Source organism: Allopusillimonas soli, assembly GCF_004153445.1.
In the GTDB taxonomy this organism is placed as follows: Bacteria; Pseudomonadota; Gammaproteobacteria; order Burkholderiales; family Burkholderiaceae_B; genus Allopusillimonas; species Allopusillimonas soli.
This window is the reverse complement of sequence record NZ_SDQC01000003.1, coordinates 495,761-510,508: the sequence shown is the minus strand read 5'-3', so window position 1 is coordinate 510,508 and position 14,748 is coordinate 495,761. Positions and strand designations below refer to the sequence as shown.

General features: G+C 58.2%; 15 protein-coding genes. 13 read left to right on the top strand and 2 right to left on the bottom strand.

All coding sequences use genetic code 11. The annotated features are described in order from the left end of the window. Nucleotides 1–8: 8 nt before the first annotated feature. The gene (locus ERD78_RS12260; RefSeq protein WP_129969571.1) at nucleotides 9–1,307 is read right to left on the bottom strand and encodes an amino acid deaminase; all 1,299 of its coding nucleotides are present in this window, start codon (nucleotides 1,305–1,307) and stop codon (nucleotides 9–11) included. Beyond that, nucleotides 1,297–1,950: a TetR/AcrR family transcriptional regulator gene (locus ERD78_RS12255; protein WP_129969570.1), complete on the bottom strand. Its 654-nt coding sequence runs from the start codon at nucleotides 1,948–1,950 to the stop codon at nucleotides 1,297–1,299. Before ERD78_RS12255 ends, ERD78_RS12260 begins: the two co-directional genes overlap by 11 nt. 154 nt (nucleotides 1,951–2,104) lie before the next feature. Here ERD78_RS12255 and ERD78_RS12250 point away from each other — a divergent pair, with 154 nt between their 5' ends. From ERD78_RS12250 to cuyA, 13 genes are all read left to right on the top strand, one after another. Beyond that, nucleotides 2,105–2,761, top strand: coding sequence for an amino acid ABC transporter permease (locus ERD78_RS12250; protein ID WP_167668921.1), 657 nt, complete (start codon nucleotides 2,105–2,107; stop codon nucleotides 2,759–2,761). A gap of 5 nt (nucleotides 2,762–2,766) precedes the next feature. Beyond that, the gene (locus ERD78_RS12245) at nucleotides 2,767–3,420 is read left to right on the top strand and encodes an amino acid ABC transporter permease (protein WP_167668920.1); all 654 of its coding nucleotides are present in this window, start codon (nucleotides 2,767–2,769) and stop codon (nucleotides 3,418–3,420) included. Nucleotides 3,421–3,494: 74 nt separating this feature from the next. Continuing rightward, on the top strand, nucleotides 3,495–4,229 hold the full coding sequence (locus ERD78_RS12240; protein ID WP_306669781.1) for an amino acid ABC transporter ATP-binding protein: 735 nt from the start codon (nucleotides 3,495–3,497) through the stop codon (nucleotides 4,227–4,229). Between the two features lie 37 nt (nucleotides 4,230–4,266). After that, on the top strand, nucleotides 4,267–5,103 hold the full coding sequence (locus tag ERD78_RS12235) for a transporter substrate-binding domain-containing protein (RefSeq protein ID WP_129969566.1): 837 nt from the start codon (nucleotides 4,267–4,269) through the stop codon (nucleotides 5,101–5,103). 82 nt (nucleotides 5,104–5,185) lie between these two features. Then, nucleotides 5,186–6,316 (top strand): DSD1 family PLP-dependent enzyme, encoded by a 1,131-nt coding sequence (locus ERD78_RS12230; protein WP_129969565.1) that lies wholly within the window; start codon nucleotides 5,186–5,188, stop codon nucleotides 6,314–6,316. A gap of 101 nt (nucleotides 6,317–6,417) precedes the next feature. Next, complete coding sequence (gene ddpX, locus ERD78_RS12225) at nucleotides 6,418–6,996, top strand: D-alanyl-D-alanine dipeptidase (RefSeq protein WP_129969564.1); 579 nt, start codon at nucleotides 6,418–6,420, stop codon at nucleotides 6,994–6,996. Nucleotides 6,997–7,083: 87 nt separating this feature from the next. Then, entirely contained in the window at nucleotides 7,084–8,670 is a 1,587-nt protein-coding gene (locus ERD78_RS12220) for an ABC transporter substrate-binding protein (RefSeq protein WP_245152453.1), read from the top strand. 9 nt (nucleotides 8,671–8,679) lie between these two features. Continuing rightward, nucleotides 8,680–9,696: an ABC transporter permease gene (locus ERD78_RS12215; RefSeq protein ID WP_129969563.1), complete on the top strand. Its 1,017-nt coding sequence runs from the start codon at nucleotides 8,680–8,682 to the stop codon at nucleotides 9,694–9,696. Further along, on the top strand, nucleotides 9,696–10,583 hold the full coding sequence (gene ddpC, locus ERD78_RS12210) for a D,D-dipeptide ABC transporter permease (RefSeq protein WP_129969562.1): 888 nt from the start codon (nucleotides 9,696–9,698) through the stop codon (nucleotides 10,581–10,583). Before ERD78_RS12215 ends, ddpC begins: the two co-directional genes overlap by 1 nt. Before the next feature lie 2 nt (nucleotides 10,584–10,585). Beyond that, nucleotides 10,586–11,596, top strand: coding sequence for an ABC transporter ATP-binding protein (locus tag ERD78_RS12205; RefSeq protein WP_129969561.1), 1,011 nt, complete (start codon nucleotides 10,586–10,588; stop codon nucleotides 11,594–11,596). Then, nucleotides 11,593–12,540 (top strand): oligopeptide/dipeptide ABC transporter ATP-binding protein, encoded by a 948-nt coding sequence (locus ERD78_RS12200; protein ID WP_129969560.1) that lies wholly within the window; start codon nucleotides 11,593–11,595, stop codon nucleotides 12,538–12,540. Before ERD78_RS12205 ends, ERD78_RS12200 begins: the two co-directional genes overlap by 4 nt. 4 nt (nucleotides 12,541–12,544) lie before the next feature. Further along, nucleotides 12,545–13,621, top strand: a complete 1,077-nt coding sequence (locus tag ERD78_RS12195; protein ID WP_129969559.1) for a zinc-binding dehydrogenase — start codon at nucleotides 12,545–12,547, stop codon at nucleotides 13,619–13,621. 101 nt (nucleotides 13,622–13,722) lie between these two features. Further along, a complete protein-coding gene (gene cuyA, locus ERD78_RS12190) occupies nucleotides 13,723–14,727 on the top strand; it encodes a D-cysteate sulfo-lyase (RefSeq protein WP_129969558.1) in 1,005 nt (334 codons plus the stop codon). The last annotated feature ends 21 nt before the right edge of the window (nucleotides 14,728–14,748 follow it).

Here is a 14,748-nt window from a genome sequence, read left to right as displayed (position 1 = left end):
CTCTCGCATCAAAAGTAGGTGTGAATGGCGCTGATAACGTCATAGTCATCATTCACGACGGGGATGACTCTCCATTTATCAAACGTAAGGCAAGGGTGGCCTATTCCGAAGCCCACCATATCTCCTATCGCCAACGGTGTGTCAGCCGGAACGGTCAGCTTTGCGTGTTGATCGTTGAGTTCGGTAACAGCGTGAGCGCCAGGCATTACATTTGGTTTTGTGGACCGGCCGTCTGGGCGGAACCAATAAAGCGGCGTAGGCAAGGGAGAAGCCGTTACGTCCCTCTTGCCCATCGTGGCAAACAATACGCCGGCCTCGGGCTTGGATTGTACGTATGCCCAGACTTCAATCGCTGGCTGCAGCCCCGGGCCTAACTTCTCCGTATCGGGATTGCGCTTTCGGAATAGCTCGTGACTTGCTGTGTACAGGCTTGAATCATGAGTGAGATAACAGCCGCTACGAACCAACTTGAGCAGGGGCATGCCGATATCCAAATCGGCGAATGCCTGACAGGCCAGATCATAGTAATGCGAACCGCCCGCACTGAGAATGACTGGGTCTGCTTCGAAAAGTTCTTCATGTGCGCAGTTCCGAGCAATATCAACCAGGTAAGCCAAGAAGCAGCGCACCTTCTGTTCGGTCGAGGCTGCTGTAGGCGATTTAATTAATCCTTCGAACCCCTCTACTCCAGCCAATGCGAGAAAAGGGCTGTTGGCTTTGACAGCACGAGCCACTTGTAGTGCTTCCGCCAAATTCCGACATCCCGTTCTTCCTCCCAAGTATCCGCCTTCCAGCAGTACTTTCAATGGCCTGCCGATACACATTCGGCGAGCCACATCTGCCAAACCCGCTACGACTTCGATTGAGTCGACCAAGCTGTAGAAATCAAGTTCTGGGTCTTGTTGCAATGCTTCCAATATGAACTGGACGGACTGGGCGCCCACAAGCTGATTTGCCATTACGATTCGCTTGTACCCCAGCTTCTGCACGACTTGAAGTTGATGCGATGTGGCGACTGTAATCGCCCAAGCGCCATCCCGCAGTTGTAGGTCGAACAGCTCCGGACTCATGGTGGTTTTGCCATGCGGCGCAATGTGTGTGCCGGTGGCGTCAAGGAAGCGGCGCATCCAATCGCTATTATGAGCCAGCGCTGACTGCTTGAGTATGGCGGCGGGCAGGGGAAGATCTCCGCGCAATAGATTCCATCCCTGAGCGCCCAGCTGCTCTATGGGAATGGGTTGCAGGCTTGCGGGCATTCCCTTGTCTAGGAAAGACACCATGTGTGCACGGCCAAAATCAGTTGCCATGATCTGTTTCCTTTGCCCTGTTTTTATATTTCTTGACGGATGGTCCGGTTTTCGTGTGACGCGTGTTCTTGTCGGCTTGTTTGCCATCTGCATCTGCCAAAGCCAAAATGGAATGGACCAGGCGTTCACGCTGCTCCGGAGAGAAAGGCGAAAGATGGAGCATTTCCATGAACCATAGGCCTTCGGTCGCCACATGCACCAGGGCAGCGCGATCGAAGCCGACTTTCTCTTCAAAAGGCGGGAATCTGTCTTTGAAATATTGGCGAATAGGCTCCGCAGATTCATCGGCGAGAGAGCCAACGGCCAACATTCGTGTGCTGATGAAATCATTTCCGGACCTGTTGTTGACCGAAGCCATTACGTAGGCTTTCAGCTCGCGCGACGGCGTGTCGGGCAATATCGCTTCCTCTACTGCGCGGGCGGCCAAGCGACGGCGGACTAGCTGTTCATTAGCCGCATACAGCAGCTGCTCTTTGAACGGGAAGTGATACAACAGGCCGCCCTTGCTTATCCCGCAGCGTGATGCAACGGCATCCAGCGTAAGGCCTGTTGTCCCTACTTCCGAGATAACGTCCAGCGCTGCGTCTAGTATTTTGTCCCGGGCGCTCGGACGCCCCCGTTTGTTTTTCTGCGGTTGGCTCATATCCTGCCTTCGAAGGATTCAGGGAATTCCCTAATTACGATCAGCTTAAATTACTATACAGTCTGGACGGTATAGTAATTGCACAATAGGTAATTCACAAAAATAAGTCAATCCGTTCGTTGCTGAATGCACGAAACGCATATGGAGAACGGCCTTGTCTTTTAACTGGTCATTGATAGAAAGTAGTTGGGGGGCGCTGCTGAGTGGCCTATGGCTGACATTCTTGTTATCAATCATGGCGGGTGTGCTCAGTCTGTTAATCGGGTTGATCCTGGCAGTTGTTCGCTTGAAGACACGAGGGGTGCTCGGCAACTTATTGACCGGCTATGTTGAGTTGATGCGAAATACGCCGCTGCTTGTCACCCTGTATCTTGTGTATTTTGGGCTGCCGATGTTGGGGTTCTTGATTCCCACCTTTGCCTGCATGGTGATTGTACTTGTCATGCAGCATTCGGTGTTTGTGTCCGAAATCATGCGTGGGGGGTTCTTGGCCGTGCCCCGGTCGCAGTTGGAGGCTGCTCAGGCTCTGGGCATGCGACCTTTTGCTATCTTCCGAATTGTGCGTTTCCCCCAGGCGTTCTCTGCATCCGTGCCCGCGCTGATCAGTGCATTGATCATCCTGGTGCATGACACATCGTTGGGGGCAGCCATATCCCTGGTTGACCTCACCATGACTGCCAAGGTCATTGCGCAACGTTCCGCCTCCAGCTTTGAGCCCTTCATTGCGATAGCTGTGTGTTACTCGATTCTTTCCTGGCTCTTGAGCCGGTTGGGCGTGCGTTTCGAACGGCGCGCGGCAATTGCAAGGTGATGAAAATGATGAGCATGGTCATTGATTCGATGCCTATTCTTGCCGACGCATTGGGGCAGACGTTGTTGCTGTCATTACTCGCGATTGTGGCGGCTTTTCTTCTGGGCTTTATTCTCGCAGAGATCAGCATCCTGGGCGGACGCTGGGCGGCCGTACTCATTCGCGTTCTTGTTGAGGCGATTCGTGGCGTTCCTGTGCTGGTGTTTGTGCTGCTCACATACTACACATTGCCGATGCTCAATATACATGTGGATAAGTTTGTGGCTGGGTCTGCAGCGTTATCCATATTCTTCGCCGCATTTGCGGCAGAGATTTTTCGGGGAGCGTTGAAAACCATTCCACGCGGGCAGGCGGAAAGCGGCAAGGCGTTGGGTATGACCACTTGGAAAATTCAGATGATTGTGCTCTTGCCTCAAATGGTTCGCATTGCCATTCCGGCACTCATGAACCTGGCGGCCATTATCATCAAATGCACCTCCATCGTCTCGATCATCGGTGTCTGGGAGCTCACGTTGGCTACCAATGAGCTAGTCATGCGAAACATGGCGCCGTTCACGTTCTTTCTCGTGGCGCTCGTTCTCTACTTCATCATCTGCTATTCCTTAGTCCGGGCGGCGCATTTCCTTTCTTTACGGCTCAACCGTGCCCAGCCCTCCTGATCAAGAGCGCATTAGACATGATATCTGTCCGAAACATTACCAAATCCTTTGGCGGCGTAGAGGTCCTTCAAGGCTTGAGCTTTGATGTGCCGAGAGGGAAAACGGCCGTATTACTTGGGCGAAGTGGTTCGGGGAAAAGCACGATGTTGCGCTGCCTGAACCTGCTTGAGCATTGGGATAGTGGCGAGATCGAGGTGGACGGACGCAGCCTGGGTGGTGAGCGCTTGGCGGACGGGAAATGGAGGCGATGGAGCAGCCGGGAACAAGCGCAGGCGCGGCAACACATCGGTATGGTGTTTCAGCAGTTCAACTTGTTCCCGCATATGACGGTATTGCAGAACGTCATGTGTGGCCCGCGCAAGATACTGAAGAAGGGCGTGGAAGAGTCCCGGACCATTGCCATGAATCTGCTGGAGCAGGTTGGCCTTGCGGACAAGAAAGACCAGTACCCCGTATTTCTTTCCGGAGGGCAACAACAGCGGGTTGCCATTGCAAGAGCGCTCGCAATGCGTCCGCAGGTGCTGCTTCTGGATGAAATAACGTCTGCATTGGATCCAGAACTGGTTGGCGAAGTACTGGAGGTGGTTCGGGATTTAAAGCGCGAAGGCTTGACGATGGTTTGCGTCACTCATGAAATGCATTTTGCTCATGACGTAGCCGATGAAGTGATTTTTCTGGAAGGTGGCCGCGTTGTGGAACAAGGCGACCCGCGGGAGGTTCTTGTGCGCCCTTCGACTGAACAATTGAAAAGATTTTTGGCACGCTTTCATGCACAGGGCGTGATGGCGGGTAAGGAGGCCTCCTTATAAGAGATAAGGGGCCGTTAATTTGCGAGAGGAGGAGACTATGTTTATTCGGAGGATGGTTCGACCCGCGCTGGCATTGATGGTGGCGGCGGGGCTAATGCTTCCATTGCAGGCGAACGCGGACAAGTTGCAGGATGTGCTCAAGCGAGGATACTTGATTGTCGGAACAACAAGCACTACGCCGCCGTTTGGATTCAAGGACGGAAAGGGGGAATTGACGGGATTCGATATTGATGTAAGCCGTTTGATAGCGAAAGCATTATTTGGCAACCCCGATAAGGTCAAGTTTGAGCTGCTAAGCAATGAGGCGCGATGGTCTGCATTACAGAACGATCAGGTTGATATGGTCGCGCAGTTCGCCACGATTACGCCGGGGCGTCTAACCCGGGTAGGCTTCACGCCACGCTATTTTGACAGCGGTATGACCGCCGTGGTGCGCAAGGACTCTACGATTCAGAGTTTGCAAGATATTGACACTGCTGATGTGACAATCGCGACTCTGACGGTTCCCGAACAAGTCGATTTAATGAAGCGGGAAGTCCCCAGTGCGAAGGTTGCGAGCTTCGAGACGGTGGATCAGCAGTTCCTCGCCTTACGTTCAGGACGGGTACAAGCGTTCCTCGTCGACCTGCCGATCGGCATGTGGTATGCAGCGAACAACCCTGAGATTCGGGTCGTGCCCGAGTTATTCAGCGGATTCCAGAACTACGGAATTGCATACAAGATGGGGGAGCTGGCTTGGAAGCAGTTTCTTGATGGGTTCGTGTCCGAGTTGACATCGGGCTATTCATACCTCGACTACAAGGATCTGTATCAGAAGTACTTCAAGGTAAATCCGCCACCCCAGCGGCCATACCAGCTTAGTGGTCCTAAATAAAACTGTTCGTGCTGCCCAGGGAAGCCGGCTTTCGTCGGCTTCGTTTGTACATTAGTTTCTTCATGGTAAGTGCAAAACTCTCATGTCATCATTACCTGCCAACATCGGCGATGCGTTTCACGATATAGATACGCCAGCACTGGTCGTAGATCTGGACGCATTCGAGAAAAACTTAAAAACAATGGCAGATTTCGTGCGCAAGAAAGGCCTGCGGCTCAGGCCTCACGCCAAAACACATCGCTGCGCGGACATTGCGCTCAAGCAAATCCAACTGGGAGCTGTCGGTCAGTGTTGTCAGAAAGTTGGCGAAGCAGAGGCGCTGATCAAGGCTGGCGTGCGCAATATTATTATTACAAACCAGATCGTATCGGAGGCGAAGCTGGTCAGACTGGCGCATCTTGCCCGGCAGGCTGACATTGCATTGTGCTTTGACGATAGAAAACAGGTTGACATGGCCTCGCGCATCGCCGCTGCGCAGGGTGTTGAACTGGGCGCTTTGGTGGAAGTCGATGTCGGTATGAAGCGCTGTGGCGTGGCGCCCGGTGTTCCGGCGTGTGAGTTAGCGGCATATATTGAGGCAGCACCTGCCTTGCGTTTTCGAGGCTTGCAGGCCTATCAGGGCGCCGCTCAGCACTTGCGCACATATGAGGCCCGCAAAGCGGCAGTGGAGCATGCCGCCCAGCAGGTTCAATCCACTGTTGATCTGCTTTCCGAGAACGGCATCAGCTGCGAGATTGTGGCAGGCGCGGGTACTGGCACCTATCCATTCGAGTCAGCCGCCGGGCCGTGGAATGAGCTTCAGGCCGGATCCTATATTTTTATGGATGCTGAATATGGTGCGATAGAGGGTGCCGATGGCGGGCCGTATTCGGATTTCAATCATAGCCTGTTCGTTCTCGCTTCCGTCATGAGTGTCGCTGCGGTACCAGGAAGGGCGATTCTCGATGCGGGGCTTAAGTCGTTTAGTGTCGAGAAGGGCATGCCAAAAGTCCATGGCCTGCGGGATGCGACAGTGATTGGCGCCTCCGACGAGCATGCGGTGTTGGTCATGGATACGGCGCATGGTGCGCGGAACTTGGCATTAGGTGACAAAGTGATGCTGATTCCTGGGCACTGCGATCCCACCGTCAGTCTTCACGAGTGCATCGTTGGCGTCCGCAATGGCCGTGTAGAGTCAACATGGCGGATTGACCGTGATGGCTCCAGCCGTTAAGCAGATAGAGCATAGGATGGGCCTTGCACTGATATCGAGCACGTCTCGGTAGAAGACAGGACGTTGCTGCTAAGATATCTGGCCTCAAGGAGGCCATGACCATGCACGCCACAGCACCTGCGATCCAGTCTTCCCTGGTCGAGATCACTGCGCCAGCCTATCCCGTGGAGATAGACCTGGCCTATGCCGGCACCCACAACTTTACCGGCAGGCGGATTTATGCCTCGGCCTGCTGCGCCCTGCATCCGGATGCGGCGGCCTGTCTGTTGAAGGCGGCGCTGGCCGCGCGCAGGGCAGGCTATACCTTGAAGATATTCGATGCTTATCGTCCAGCTGCGGCCCAGGATGTATTCTGGGCACTCTGTCCGGACCCTCGCTATGTGTCCGATGCGTCAAAAGGTTCCAATCACACACGCGGTATTGCGGTGGATGTCACGCTGATCGATGAACAAGGCCGTGACCTGGACATGGGCACGCATTTCGATGCGATGCAGGAACAATCTCACCATGATCGCGACGATCTGCCCGCCACAGTCCAGCGCAATCGCAGCCTGTTGCTTGGCATCATGCTGCAGGCGGGCTTTCATTCGATTCCCACTGAGTGGTGGCACTATGAGCTTCAGCCCGATTCGCGCTATCCGCTGCTGGATGATCCCATGGTCAAGGTCTGCTCGCCCTAGGGTTATCCCCTGTGCAGGGCGGAGACCTCGGGCGGTAAGCTTGCTGCTTTGGCCATAAGCCGAAACTTTTTTTGTTCGGAGCATTTGATGAGCACGCTTCCTTTACCCATGGGCCGCGGCGCGCTGTCGCCCGTCAATTTTCTTGCCTGTGCCCTGCTTGTGGTGGGCATGGCAGCCATGGCGCCCCGGGCTGTCGCCGCGACCCCTCAGGGCACATTGGTCATTGGCAAGGCGGCTGATCCGCAAACACTGGATCCGGCTGTCACCATCGACAACAACGACTGGACGGTGACCTATCCCGCCTATCAGCGGCTCATGCGCTACAAGCAGGTGGACGGCAAGGGCTCGACGGAGGTGGAAGGCGATCTGGCGGAAAGCTGGACAGTCTCCCCGGATAATCTGACCTGGACCTTCAAGCTGCGTCCGAATCAGAAGTTCGCGGACGGCACGCAGGTGGATGCCGAGGCGGTGAAGTATTCGTTCGAGCGTCTGCTCAGACTCAAGCAAGGGCCTTCAGAGGCTTTCCCCTCGACGCTGAAGGTCAGCGCCGTTGACCCGCTTACCGTGCAGTTCAAGCTCGAAGCGCCTTTTGCGCCTTTTCTGTACACGCTGGCCAATGACGGCGCAAGCATCGTCAATCCCAAGGCCATGGCGGCGCACGGCGACGAGGCCGACGCATGGCTGTCAAGCCACACTGCCGGTTCGGGACCCTACCATCTTGCATCCTGGCGCAAGGGTCAGGCCTTGACGCTTGAACAGAACCCGCATTACGGCGGCACCAAGAAACCCACGCTGGAAAAAGTGGTGGTAAAGATCGTGCCCGAGGCCTCGTCGCGGCGCCTGCAACTGCAGCAAGGAGATCTGGACATCGCAGAGGACATGCCGGTCGATCAGATCAAGGCGCTCAAGAATGCGCCGTCGGTCAAGGTACGTGAGTTTCCATCCCTGCGCGTAACGTATTTGTATCTCAACAACAAGACCGGGCCGTTAAAGAATGCGGATCTGCGGCATGCCGTGGTGAACGCCATCGACTACAAAGGCATTATCGACGGCATCCTGCTGGGACAGGCCAAGCAGACGCGCGGCCCGATTCCCGAAGGCATGTGGGGCTACGATGCGTCGCTGCCGCTGCCCAAGCAGGACCTGGACGCGGCCAAGGCTGCGCTCAAACGCTCGGGTGTGTCCAAGCCCACCCTCTTGCTGCGCTACTCGACACGCGACCCCAATTGGGAGCCTATTGCGCTGACGACGCAGGCCAATCTTGCCGCCATCGGCATCAACGTCAAGTTGGAGAAGCTGGCCAATGCCACCTTGCGCGACAACCTGGGCAAGGGTGATTTTGATATCTCCATCGGCAACTGGAGCCCGGATTTCGCGGATCCCTATATGTTCACCAACTACTGGTTCGACTCCGACAAGCAGGGGCTTGCAGGCAATCGTTCCTTTTACTCGAATCCCGACGTCGACACGTGGCTGCGTGAAGCCGCGCAGTTGGCCGACCAGGACAAGCGCGCTGAGCTGTATACGAAAGTGCAGCAGCAGGTGGTGAAGGATGCGGCCTACGTGTATCTGTATCAGAAGAACTATCAGGCCGCCATGCGCGAGAACGTCAAGGGCTTTGTGTTCAACCCCATGCTTGAGAGCGTGTTCAACGTCGCGGATATCACGAAGTAGGACGGCGGCATGTCGTGGCTGCAGGTAGTCAGAAAGCGTCTGTTCAGCCTGGTGCTGGTGGTGATCGGCGTATCCATCATCACCTTCATCATCTCGCACATGATTCCGGGCGATCCCGCGCGATTGATCGCGGGGGATCGCGCCACCGATGAAATCGTGGCCAACATACGCGCGAGGCTGGGGCTGGACCTACCGCTTTACCAGCAATACTGGCGCTATCTTTCCGGCCTGGCGCATGGCGATCTGGGCACATCCATACGCACGACGCGTCCGGTACTCGACGATATCGCCGCCTTCTTCCCGGCCACGCTTGAACTGGCACTGGTAGCGCTGCTACTGGCCACGATGCTGGGCATTCCGCTGGGCGTGCTGTCGGCTGTGTATCGCAACAAGGCTGTGGACCAAGTGGTACGCACGATATCCGTCACAGGCATTTCCACGCCGGCGTTCTGGCTGGGATTGGGCCTGATCGTTTTGTTCTACGGCAAGCTGGGCTGGTTTCCAGGCGGCGGGCGCCTTGACCAGGGCATGGCGCCGCCTACCGACATAACCGGCCTGTACCTGGTCGATGCGTTGCTGACCTGGAACATGCCGGTGTTCTTCAATGCCGCCAAGCATCTTGTTCTGCCTGCCTTCACGCTGGGCTTTGTTCACCTGGGCGTGGTGGCCAGGCAGATACGCTCGGCCATGCTGGAGCAGATGGGCGAAGACTACGTGCGCACCGCGCGCGCCTTCGGGCTGCCGCGCTGGGTGGTGGTGTTTCGCCAGGCGCTGCCCAATGCGCTGATTCCTTCAGTCACCGTCCTGGGGCTTGCGCTGGGTGATCTGCTTTATGGGGCCGTGCTTACCGAAACCGTGTTCGGATGGCCCGGTATGGGCGCTTATGTGGTCGACTCCATACAGGCGCTGGATTTTCCGGCGGTCATGGGCTTTGCCGTGGTCGTGTCCTTTGCCTATGTGCTGCTGAATCTGTTGGTCGATCTGCTGTATCGCTGGATAGACCCACGCATCAAGGAGGTGGGCTGATGCCTGAGGCCGCTGTCGAGGCTACGGGGGCGGCAGGCTCCTGGCGTCATACCTGGTCGTATTTTCTGTATCAGTTGCGCAAGAGCCCGCTTGCCATGGCCGGTCTTGCGATTATCGTGTTTGTCTGTGCGGCAGTTGCCTGCGCGGCCTGGATCGCTCCCTATGATCCTGACGCCATCAATCTGGTGCACCGCTTGCAGCCGCCTTCGGCGCAGCACTGGTTCGGCACCGACGAGGTGGGGCGCGACATCTTCAGCCGGGTACTTTGGGGCGGCCGGCAATCCGTGGGCGTGGGTCTGTTCGTGGCTTTTGCCTCCAGTCTCGTCGGTTCCATCATCGGCTGTTTCTCCGGCGTCATGGGTGGCCGCCTGGACAGTGTAATCATGCGCATCATGGACATCATCTTGTCGGTACCTTCGCTGGTGCTGACCATGGCGCTGGCGGCGGCCCTGGGTGCAAGCCTCTTCAATGCCATGCTGGCCATCACACTGGTGCGCATTCCCTTCTACGTGCGCCTGGCCCGCGGGCAGGCCCTGACGCTGCGCGAGATGCCCTACGTCAAGGCGGCGATGACTTTTGGGGCGGGGCGCAGGCATATCGTGAGCTGGCATATTGCCCGCAATGCGCTGTCTCCGCTGATCGTGCAGGCGACGCTGGACATAGGCGGCGCCATTCTGATGGCGGCGGCACTTGGCTTCATAGGCCTTGGCGCGCAGCAGCCGACAGCGGAGTGGGGTGCCATGGTGGCCACCGGGCGCAATTATTTTCTTGATCAATGGTGGTACGCGGTCTTCCCCGGTTTTGCCATCCTGATCACCGCGGCGGGCTTCAATTTGTTAGGCGATGCGGCGCGCGACATGCTGGATCCAAAATTGAAGGCGAGATGAGCATGACAACGACTGAGCAGCCTGTTCTGGAGATCGACGCGTTGAGTCTGGCCTTTCCCGTTTTCAAAGGCCGCATCAAAGCCTTGAACGGGGTGTCGCTGCGCGTAGGAAAGGGTGAGATTGTCGGCCTGGTGGGGGAGTCGGGCTCGGGCAAGTCGGTAACAGCCATGGCGGTACTGCGGCTGTTGCAGCAGGGCAGCTTTCAGGTCGACCAAGGCACCGTCAATCTGCTCGGGCGCGATGTGTTCTCATTGGACGAGCGTGCATTGCTGGCGATGCGCGGGCGCGATGTGGCCATGATATTCCAGGAGCCGATGACTGCGCTGAATCCTACCCGCAAGGTGGGAAGGCAACTGGCGGATGTCATACGCCTGCACCAACCTGTCGGCAGGGCCCAGGCACTGGTTCAGGCGGAAAGCCTGCTGCGCGACATGTATATTGCCGACCCGGCAGACGTGCTGAACCGCTACCCTTTCGAGCTTTCGGGCGGCATGCGCCAGCGCATCATGATCGCGCTGGCGTTCTCCTGTAATCCGGCCCTGCTGATCGCCGACGAGCCCACGACTGCATTGGACGTGACGGTACAGCGCCAGGTTTTGCTGCTGCTGCGGGAGAAGGCGCGCGAGCGTGGCACCGCCGTATTATTCATCACGCACGATATGGCTGTGGTATCGCAGTTCTGCGACCGCGTCTATGTCATGTACGCAGGCGCTGTCATGGAGCAGGGGCCGACGGCGGCGCTGATCAGCGCGCCCGCCCATCCCTACACGCGCGCGCTGTTGCGCGGCCTGCCGGACAATGCCCAGCCAGGCCAGCCGCTGCCCGCCATTCCTGGCCATGCGCCCGATCTCAGCGCCTTGCCGCAGGGATGCCCTTTTCGCGAGCGCTGCCCGTCCGCCGACCAGCAGTGCGTACAGCGCCCGCCGCTGCAGGCGGACAATGGCGATGGGCGGCGTTACGCCTGCTGGCATCCCTGTTCGTCCCAGGTGACCTTCATGGCGGAGCCGGTATGAGCAATGCGCCAACCGCCTTGTCCCTGGACGACGTGCATGTGCGTTTCCCTGTCGCCGCCGATTGGCGCGGCCGTCCCAACCGCTATGCCCATGCCCTGAACGGCGTGACGCTGAATGTGCGCAAGGGCGAGACGCTGGGCATTGTGGGTGAATCCGGCTGCGGCAAGACGACGCTTGCAAATCTGCTGATGGGCCTGGTAAAGCCAACCCGCGGCTGTTTTGACAGGGGGGGCGCAAGCCTGCAGATTGTCTTTCAGGATCCCCAGTCATCGTTGGATCCCCGCCTGCCTGTCTGGAAGCTGATCATGGAGCCCGTGATGGTTAACCGTCGGAGCGGTTCGCGCGCTCTGAGGGCGCAAGCAGCTGTGCTTGCGCAGCAGGTTGGCCTTAGGCCGGAGCATCTGGACCGTTATCCGCACGAGTTTTCCGGCGGTCAACGCCAGCGCATTGCGATTGCGCGCGCGCTGTCCGCCGAGCCCGATGTCATTGTTCTGGACGAGCCCACCTCTGCGCTCGATATTTCGGTGCAGGCGCAGATTCTGAACCTGCTTCAGGAATTGCGTGCCGAACGGCTGCTGTCCTATGTGCTGATCTCGCACAACGTGTCGGTGGTGCGTCATATGTGCGATCGCGTGGCCGTGATGTATCTGGGACAGATTGTGGAGATCGGCGCGGCCCTGGATGTGTTCGCAGCGCCCGCGCACCCGTATACCCGGCTGTTGCTTGAGTCTGTGCCCCGGATCGGCGCCCCTTTTCTCGAAGGCGTGCCGCAGGACACCGAACTGCCCGGCAACCGCCATTTGCCGCAGGGGTGTTTTTTCCGCAGCCGTTGCCCGCTCGCCACGGCGGGCTGTGAACTGCCCCAGGCCATGGCTGAGGCGGGCGATTCGGTGGTGGGGCACAAATGCAGGTGTCATGTCAGGTGCAAGAAAGAGGAGAGATGACGATATGAAGGCAGTATTTCTGGATGGCCATGGCGGCAACGAGGTCGTGAAGATCGGGCAGCGGCCCCAGCCTGTGCCGGGGCCTGGCGAAGCGCTGGTGCGGCTCAATGCGGCCACGCTCAATCGCGTTGATCTCTACATGCGCGACAGCGGCGCGGGCATCACGCACACCTTGCCGCAGGTCATGGGGCTGGACGGCTCCGGTCGCATCGAGCAACTGAATGCGCCCGAGTCGCTGCTGGCCGTGGGCCAAGAGGTGGTGGTACACCCGGGCATATCCTGCGGTCATTGCGAGTATTGCCTGCGCGGCGAAACAGTGCTTTGCACCACCATCAGGTTTCTGGGCGAGCACCGCGACGGCACTTTGGCGGAATATGTATGTCTGCCCGCGCGCAATGTGTTCCCCAAGCCCGCCGCGCTGAGCCATGCCGAGGCGGCCGCCTTGGGTGTAAACCATCTGACTGCGTGGCGCATGCTGTTCACCAAGGCGCGGCTCCAGCCCGGGGAAACCGTGCTTATTTTCGGCATAGGCGGCGGCGTTTCGCTTGCAGCGCTTCAGTTCGCCAGGGAAATCGGCGCCAGGGCTGTCGTGACCTCGCGCGACGACGAGAAACTCAGGCGCGCGTTGGCCATGGGCGCTGCGTTCGCCATCAACAGCAGCAGCGACGACGTGGCGCGAAAGGTGATGGCGTTTACCGGCGGGCGGGGAGTGGATGTCGTCTTCGAGAACGTGGGACAGGCCGTCTGGCCCAGCGCGCTCCGGTCGTTGGCGCGGGGCGGCCGCCTGGTCCTGTGCGGCGCCACCAGCGGCGACGCCCCCTCGGCGGATTTGCGGCGTCTTTTCGTGCGTCACATCCAGATCTTCGGAAGCAGTCTGGGTACGCTGGATGAGTACCGCCACATGCTGGCTTTCATACAGAACACGGGGTTGCGGCCCGTCATCGACGCCAGCTATGCGCTTGACGACATCCACGCCGCGCTCGAACACCTGGAATCGGGGCGGCAGTTCGGCAAGATCGCCGTGGAGATTGCCCAGGGTGGTGGAATCCCTTGTGCCGAACCGCATGCAGAAAATGCATAATGGGCAAAGAATATAGTATTGGGCAGGCGCCGCGGGTACCGGTACGATGAGAACATGTGCACAGCTCGTGTTGCACACCTCTTGTTTTGGAGACCTTAGTCATGCAACTGGCCGCATTTCCCCGTATCCGTCTGGGCCACCTGCCCACACCGCTTGAATTCATGCCCAATCTGACCAAGCTGTTGGGTGGACCCAATCTGTATATCAAGCGGGATGATTGCACTGGCTTGGCAACAGGGGGCAACAAGACGCGCAAGCTTGAGTTCCTGGTGGCCCAGGCGCTGGACCAGGGTGCCGATACACTCATCACGCAGGGCGCTGTGCAGTCCAATCATGCCCGGCAGACGGTGGCCGCCGCAGCGCGGGTTGGCATGCAGTCCAAGATACTGCTGGAGCAGCGCGTTCAGGACGCCGACGAAGAATACGATCAATCGGGCAATGTCATGCTTGACCACCTGATGGGCGGCGAGGTTGTTGCACGCCTGCCGGCCGGCACGGACATGCAGGCGGAAATGGAAAAGCTGGCGCAAACGCTGCGGGATGCCGGCCGCAAGCCCTACGTGATACCGGGCGGTGGCTCGAACCCTGTGGGCGCGCTGGGCTATGTATCGTGCGCCCACGAGATGCTTCATCAGGCCTACGACATGAACCTGCGCATCGATCATGTCGTGCATGCAACTGGCAGCACCGGCACCCAGGCGGGGCTGGTGGTCGGCTTGCGCGCGAGCAACAGCGGCGTGCCGGTCTATGGCGTCAGCGTGCGGGCGCCAAAGGAAAAGCAGGAAGAAAATGTCTGGAAACTGGTGCAGGCGACCGTGGACTACATGGGCCTGCCAGCGGGCTCGGTTGAGCGAAGTGATGTCGTGGCCAATTCAGACTATGTCGGCGAGGGCTACGGCGTGCCCACTGAGGGCATGATTGAGGCTGTGAACCTGCTTGCCAGGCACGAAGGTATTCTGCTCGATCCGGTTTACTCCGGCAAAGGGATGGCTGGCCTTATTGCGCTTGTGCGGGCAGGTCATTTCAAGAAGGATGAGAATGTGGTTTTCATTCATACGGGCGGTGCGGTAGGCCTGTATGGATACCGGCGGTTTTTCCACAAGTAGGATCCGGCCGCAAGGGCTGGA

Excerpts from the sequence above, each read along its gene's own strand:
- ERD78_RS12260 (WP_129969571.1), bottom strand. The coding sequence starts at position 1,307 with ATGGCAACTGATTTTGGCCGTGCACACATGGTGTCTTTCCTAGACAAG.
- ERD78_RS12255 (WP_129969570.1), bottom strand. The coding sequence starts at position 1,950 with ATGAGCCAACCGCAGAAAAACAAACGGGGGCGTCCGAGCGCCCGGGAC.
- ERD78_RS12245 (WP_167668920.1), top strand. The coding sequence starts at position 2,767 with ATGATGAGCATGGTCATTGATTCGATGCCTATTCTTGCCGACGCATTG.
- ERD78_RS12235 (WP_129969566.1), top strand. The coding sequence starts at position 4,267 with ATGTTTATTCGGAGGATGGTTCGACCCGCGCTGGCATTGATGGTGGCG.
- ERD78_RS12230 (WP_129969565.1), top strand. The coding sequence starts at position 5,186 with ATGTCATCATTACCTGCCAACATCGGCGATGCGTTTCACGATATAGAT.
- ddpX (WP_129969564.1), top strand. The coding sequence starts at position 6,418 with ATGCACGCCACAGCACCTGCGATCCAGTCTTCCCTGGTCGAGATCACT.
- ERD78_RS12220 (WP_245152453.1), top strand. The coding sequence starts at position 7,084 with ATGAGCACGCTTCCTTTACCCATGGGCCGCGGCGCGCTGTCGCCCGTC.
- ERD78_RS12215 (WP_129969563.1), top strand. The coding sequence starts at position 8,680 with ATGTCGTGGCTGCAGGTAGTCAGAAAGCGTCTGTTCAGCCTGGTGCTG.
- ddpC (WP_129969562.1), top strand. The coding sequence starts at position 9,696 with ATGCCTGAGGCCGCTGTCGAGGCTACGGGGGCGGCAGGCTCCTGGCGT.
- ERD78_RS12205 (WP_129969561.1), top strand. The coding sequence starts at position 10,586 with ATGACAACGACTGAGCAGCCTGTTCTGGAGATCGACGCGTTGAGTCTG.
- ERD78_RS12200 (WP_129969560.1), top strand. The coding sequence starts at position 11,593 with ATGAGCAATGCGCCAACCGCCTTGTCCCTGGACGACGTGCATGTGCGT.
- ERD78_RS12195 (WP_129969559.1), top strand. The coding sequence starts at position 12,545 with ATGAAGGCAGTATTTCTGGATGGCCATGGCGGCAACGAGGTCGTGAAG.
- cuyA (WP_129969558.1), top strand. The coding sequence starts at position 13,723 with ATGCAACTGGCCGCATTTCCCCGTATCCGTCTGGGCCACCTGCCCACA.